This is a genomic window from Neisseria sp. 27098_8_158 (assembly GCF_041433145.1).
Taxonomy (GTDB): domain Bacteria; phylum Pseudomonadota; class Gammaproteobacteria; order Burkholderiales; family Neisseriaceae; genus Neisseria; species Neisseria subflava_E.
On the sequence record NZ_JAPWAZ010000008.1, the window covers coordinates 1 to 6,333 of the forward strand.

Sequence of the window (6,333 nt, forward strand, 5' to 3'; positions counted from 1 at the left end):
TTCGCTGCTGACGCGGTGAAGAAAACGAAGCAGACAGTATAACACAGTTAGTTAGAATTTTCGATAATTTTAGTTGACATTTGCTAAATGTACTGTATAATTCGATTCGCTCTTTAAAAAACAGATTACCGATAAGTGTGAGTGCATTAGGCCTCACACTGTTTGAAAGACAGACAAGATGATGTTTTAGACATTGTCCTGTCGGTTTCTTTGAAGCAGACCAGAAGTTATAAGTTAGAGATTGAACATAAGAGTTTGATCCTGGCTCAGATTGAACGCTGGCGGCATGCTTTACACATGCAAGTCGGACGGCAGCACAGAGAAGCTTGCTTCTTGGGTGGCGAGTGGCGAACGGGTGAGTAACATATCGGAACGTACCGAGTAATGGGGGATAACTAATCGAAAGATTAGCTAATACCGCATATTCTCTGAGGAGGAAAGCAGGGGACCTTCGGGCCTTGCGTTATTCGAGCGGCCGATATCTGATTAGCTAGTTGGTGGGGTAAAGGCCTACCAAGGCGACGATCAGTAGCGGGTCTGAGAGGATGATCCGCCACACTGGGACTGAGACACGGCCCAGACTCCTACGGGAGGCAGCAGTGGGGAATTTTGGACAATGGGCGCAAGCCTGATCCAGCCATGCCGCGTGTCTGAAGAAGGCCTTCGGGTTGTAAAGGACTTTTGTCAGGGAAGAAAAGGCTGTTGCTAATATCGACAGCTGATGACGGTACCTGAAGAATAAGCACCGGCTAACTACGTGCCAGCAGCCGCGGTAATACGTAGGGTGCGAGCGTTAATCGGAATTACTGGGCGTAAAGCGAGCGCAGACGGTTACTTAAGCAGGATGTGAAATCCCCGGGCTCAACCTGGGAACTGCGTTCTGAACTGGGTGACTAGAGTGTGTCAGAGGGAGGTAGAATTCCACGTGTAGCAGTGAAATGCGTAGAGATGTGGAGGAATACCGATGGCGAAGGCAGCCTCCTGGGATAACACTGACGTTCATGCTCGAAAGCGTGGGTAGCAAACAGGATTAGATACCCTGGTAGTCCACGCCCTAAACGATGTCAATTAGCTGTTGGGCAACTTGATTGCTTAGTAGCGTAGCTAACGCGTGAAATTGACCGCCTGGGGAGTACGGTCGCAAGATTAAAACTCAAAGGAATTGACGGGGACCCGCACAAGCGGTGGATGATGTGGATTAATTCGATGCAACGCGAAGAACCTTACCTGGTCTTGACATGTACGGAATCCTCCAGAGACGGAGGAGTGCCTTCGGGAGCCGTAACACAGGTGCTGCATGGCTGTCGTCAGCTCGTGTCGTGAGATGTTGGGTTAAGTCCCGCAACGAGCGCAACCCTTGTCATTAGTTGCCATCATTAAGTTGGGCACTCTAATGAGACTGCCGGTGACAAGCCGGAGGAAGGTGGGGATGACGTCAAGTCCTCATGGCCCTTATGACCAGGGCTTCACACGTCATACAATGGTCGGTACAGAGGGTAGCCAAGCCGCGAGGTGGAGCCAATCTCACAAAACCGATCGTAGTCCGGATTGCACTCTGCAACTCGAGTGCATGAAGTCGGAATCGCTAGTAATCGCAGGTCAGCATACTGCGGTGAATACGTTCCCGGGTCTTGTACACACCGCCCGTCACACCATGGGAGTGGGGGATACCAGAAGTAGGTAGGGTAACCGCAAGGAGCCCGCTTACCACGGTATGCTTCATGACTGGGGTGAAGTCGTAACAAGGTAGCCGTAGGGGAACCTGCGGCTGGATCACCTCCTTTCTAGAGAAAGAAGAGGTCTGATGCATTCACACTTATCGGTAAACTGTAAAAGATGCGGAAGAGAAAAGCTTGAGTGAAGACAAGATTCGCTTAAGAAGAGAATCCGGGTTTGTAGCTCAGCTGGTTAGAGCACACGCTTGATAAGCGTGGGGTCGGAGGTTCAAGTCCTCCCAGACCCACCAAGAACGGGGGCATAGCTCAGTTGGTAGAGCACCTGCTTTGCAAGCAGGGGGTCATCGGTTCGATCCCGTTTGCCTCCACCAAGAACTTTACAAATCAAAGGAAGCCTGCTATACTTAGCAGCTTATTTTGATTTGCGAAGTGAAATATCGACGCATCGATCTTTAACAAATTGGAAAGCCGAAATCAACAAACAAAGACAATGAGTTTGTTTTGATTTTTTGTTCTTTGCAAAGGATAAAAAATCTCTCGCAAGAGAAAAGAAAACAAACACAGTATTTGGGTGATGATTGTATCGACTTAATCCTGAAACACAAAAGGCAGGATTAAGACACAACAAAGTAGTAAGCTTTATCAAAGTAGGAATTTCAAGTTTGCTTCCCTAGTCAACGGGTAGGCAAACGAAGTCAAAGAGGTTCTTGAAATGATAGAGTCAAGTGAATAAGTGCATCAGGTGGATGCCTTGGCGATGATAGGCGACGAAGGACGTGTAAGCCTGCGAAAAGCGTGGGGGAGCTGGCAATAAAGCTATGATCCCGCGATGTCCGAATGGGGAAACCCACCTCTTAGGAGGTATCCTTATCTGAATACATAGGATAAGCGAAGCGAACCCGGAGAACTGAACCATCTAAGTACCCGGAGGAAAAGAAATCAACCGAGATTCCGCAAGTAGTGGCGAGCGAACGCGGAGGAGCCTGTACGTGATAACTATCGAGATAGAAGAACAAGCTGGGAAGCTTGACCATAGTGGGTGATAGTCCCGTATTCGAAATCTCAATAGTGGTACTAAGCGTACGAAAAGTAGGGCGGGACACGTGAAATCCTGTCTGAATATGGGGGGACCATCCTCCAAGGCTAAATACTCATCATCGACCGATAGTGAACCAGTACCGTGAGGGAAAGGCGAAAAGAACCCCGGGAGGGGAGTGAAATAGAACCTGAAACCTGATGCATACAAACAGTGGGAGCACCCTTGTGGTGTGACTGCGTACCTTTTGTATAATGGGTCAACGACTTACATTCAGTAGCGAGCTTAACCGAATAGGGGAGGCGTAGGGAAACCGAGTCTTAATAGGGCGAACAGTTGCTGGGTGTAGACCCGAAACCGAGTGATCTATCCATGGCCAGGTTGAAGGTGCCGTAACAGGTACTGGAGGACCGAACCCACGCATGTTGCAAAATGCGGGGATGAGCTGTGGATAGGGGTGAAAGGCTAAACAAACTCGGAGATAGCTGGTTCTCCCCGAAAACTATTTAGGTAGTGCCTCGAGCAAGACACTGATGGGGGTAAAGCACTGTTATGGCTAGGGGGTTATTGCAACTTACCAACCCATGGCAAACTAAGAATACCATCAAGTGGTTCCTCGGGAGACAGACAGCGGGTGCTAACGTCCGTTGTCAAGAGGGAAACAACCCAGACCGCCAGCTAAGGTCCCAAATGATAGATTAAGTGGTAAACGAAGTGGGAAGGCCCAGACAGCCAGGATGTTGGCTTAGAAGCAGCCATCATTTAAAGAAAGCGTAATAGCTCACTGGTCGAGTCGTCCTGCGCGGAAGATGTAACGGGGCTCAAATCTATAACCGAAGCTGCGGATGCCAGTTTACTGGCATGGTAGGGGAGCGTTCTGTAGGCCGATGAAGGTGCATTGTAAAGTGTGCTGGAGGTATCAGAAGTGCGAATGTTGACATGAGTAGCGATAAAGCGGGTGAAAAGCCCGCTCGCCGAAAGCCCAAGGTTTCCTACGCAACGTTCATCGGCGTAGGGTGAGTCGGCCCCTAAGGCGAGGCAGAAATGCGTAGTCGATGGGAAACAGGTTAATATTCCTGTACTTGATTCAAATGCGATGTGGGGACGGAGAAGGTTAGGTTAGCAAGCTGTTGGAATAGCTTGTTTAAGCCGGTAGGTGGAAGACTTAGGCAAATCCGGGTCTTCTTAACACCGAGAAGTGATGACGAGTGTCTACGGACATGAAGTAACCGATACCACGCTTCCAGGAAAAGCCACTAAGCTTCAGTTTGAATTGAACCGTACCGCAAACCGACACAGGTGGGCAGGATGAGAATTCTAAGGCGCTTGAGAGAACTCAGGAGAAGGAACTCGGCAAATTGATACCGTAACTTCGGGAGAAGGTATGCCCTCTAAGGTTAAGGACTTGCTCCGTAAGCCCTGGAGGGTCGCAGAGAATAGGTGGCTGCGACTGTTTATTAAAAACACAGCACTCTGCTAACACGAAAGTGGACGTATAGGGTGTGACGCCTGCCCGGTGCTGGAAGGTTAATTGAAGATGTGCAAGCATCGGATCGAAGCCCCAGTAAACGGCGGCCGTAACTATAACGGTCCTAAGGTAGCGAAATTCCTTGTCGGGTAAGTTCCGACCCGCACGAATGGCGTAACGATGGCCACACTGTCTCCTCCTGAGACTCAGCGAAGTTGAAGTGGTTGTGAAGATGCAATCTACCCGCTGCTAGACGGAAAGACCCCGTGAACCTTTACTGTAGCTTTGCATTGGACTTTGAAGTCACTTGTGTAGGATAGGTGGGAGGCTTTGAAGCAGAGACGCCAGTCTCTGTGGAGCCGTCCTTGAAATACCACCCTGGTGTCTTTGAGGTTCTAACCCAGACCCGTAATCCGGGTCGGGGACCGTGCATGGTAGGCAGTTTGACTGGGGCGGTCTCCTCCCAAAGAGTAACGGAGGAGTTCGAAGGTTACCTAGGTCCGGTCGGAAATCGGACTGATAGTGCAATGGCAAAAGGTAGCTTAACTGCGAGACCGACAAGTCGAGCAGGTGCGAAAGCAGGACATAGTGATCCGGTGGTTCTGTATGGAAGGGCCATCGCTCAACGGATAAAAGGTACTCCGGGGATAACAGGCTGATTCCGCCCAAGAGTTCATATCGACGGCGGAGTTTGGCACCTCGATGTCGGCTCATCACATCCTGGGGCTGTAGTCGGTCCCAAGGGTATGGCTGTTCGCCATTTAAAGTGGTACGTGAGCTGGGTTTAAAACGTCGTGAGACAGTTTGGTCCCTATCTGCAGTGGGCGTTGGAAGTTTGACGGGGGCTGCTCCTAGTACGAGAGGACCGGAGTGGACGAACCTCTGGTGTACCGGTTGTAACGCCAGTTGCATAGCCGGGTAGCTAAGTTCGGAAGAGATAAGCGCTGAAAGCATCTAAGCGCGAAACTCGCCTGAAGATGAGACTTCCCTTGTGGTTTAACCACACTAAAGAGTCGTTCGAGACCAGGACGTTGATAGGTGGGGTGTGGAAGCGCGGTAACGCGTGAAGCTAACCCATACTAATTGCTCGTGAGGCTTGACTCTATCATTTGAAGAACTTCAAATGATAAAAGCTTACTGACTGATTCAGTCATCACCATTTATACCGATTAAGGCTTTACCGATTTGTAACAGTTTAAGTTTGGCGGCCATAGCGAGTTGGTCCCACGCCTTCCCATCCCGAACAGGACCGTGAAACGACTCAGCGCCGATGATAGTGTGGTTCTTCCATGTGAAAGTAGGTCACCGCCAAACACCCATTCCGAAGCCCCCGACTGATGTCGGGGGCTTTTTACATACCTGTCGGTTCTGTCGATTTGGCGATAGGGGGATTATGATTACCTGTTGTTATTCTTGAACAAAAGTACCGAAAGTTACGATTAACCGTTTGGAATATTTGAAATTAAACGGCATTTGCGTTAATATGTCGTAAGCATTTATGCGGGTATGGGCCCGTATATGCGACAGTGTTTACAGAGTGGAATAAACCATTCGGTAGACTTTCTGACTGATTCAATTAAACACGTTATGGGAAAAATCTGATGAAGAAAATTTTATTTGGTGCATTTGCTGCTGTTTGTGCAGCATTCTCTTTAGCCGCCGTGAACATCAATACCGCGTCTTCTGCCGAACTGGAGGCCTTGCCGGGTATCGGTCCGGCTAAGGCAAAATCGATTGTGGAATACCGTCAGAAGAACGGTGCGTTTAAATCGGTGGAGGAGCTGAAAAACGTGAAGGGCATCGGTGATGCGGTGCTGAACAAGTTGAAGGCGGAGGCGACGGTTTCTTCTGTCGCGCCTAAGGCCGCCCAGCCTGCCGTGAAAAAATAAGCCGGACTCTGCCTATATGCCGCCCTGCGGCCGAACCGTTTGCCGGTTGGGCCACGGGGCGGCTTTGTATGGGGGGCGGGAATGAAGACTTGGGCTAATGGGGCTTTCATTGGGTAAAGGGATAAACGGATAGCCTCTTGTCGGATAGGGGATATAAAAGATAAAGGGAATAAAGATATGTACTCAAAGGCATTTAACGGAAAACGGAATAGGGCAACTGTGCAGAGGGGGTATTCTTTGATACAGCTGTTGGTGGTGATGCTG

The 6,333-nt window shown here is 49.7% G+C and carries 1 protein-coding gene, 2 tRNA genes and 3 rRNA genes; all 6 read left to right on the top strand.

Annotation, left to right across the window (positions count from 1 at the left end; translation table 11 throughout):
• Positions 1-243: 243 nt before the first annotated feature.
• The 6 genes from O3681_RS10985 to O3681_RS11010 all read left to right on the top strand — a co-directional run bounded on the left by O3681_RS10985 (position 244) and on the right by O3681_RS11010 (position 6,069).
• Positions 244-1,784 (top strand): 16S ribosomal RNA (locus tag O3681_RS10985).
• Between the two features lie 105 nt (positions 1,785-1,889).
• Positions 1,890-1,966, top strand: a tRNA-Ile gene (locus O3681_RS10990).
• 5 nt (positions 1,967-1,971) lie between these two features.
• Positions 1,972-2,047 (top strand) — tRNA-Ala (locus O3681_RS10995).
• Positions 2,048-2,395: 348 nt separating this feature from the next.
• A 23S ribosomal RNA gene (locus tag O3681_RS11000) occupies positions 2,396-5,284 on the top strand.
• Between the two features lie 96 nt (positions 5,285-5,380).
• Positions 5,381-5,494: ribosomal RNA gene (rrf, locus tag O3681_RS11005) — 5S ribosomal RNA — on the top strand.
• The 16S, 23S and 5S rRNA genes sit together here with 2 tRNA genes alongside, the layout of an rRNA operon.
• A 287-nt stretch (positions 5,495-5,781) precedes the next feature.
• Positions 5,782-6,069, top strand: coding sequence for a helix-hairpin-helix domain-containing protein (locus O3681_RS11010; RefSeq protein ID WP_107724257.1), 288 nt, complete (start codon positions 5,782-5,784; stop codon positions 6,067-6,069).
• The last annotated feature ends 264 nt before the right edge of the window (positions 6,070-6,333 follow it).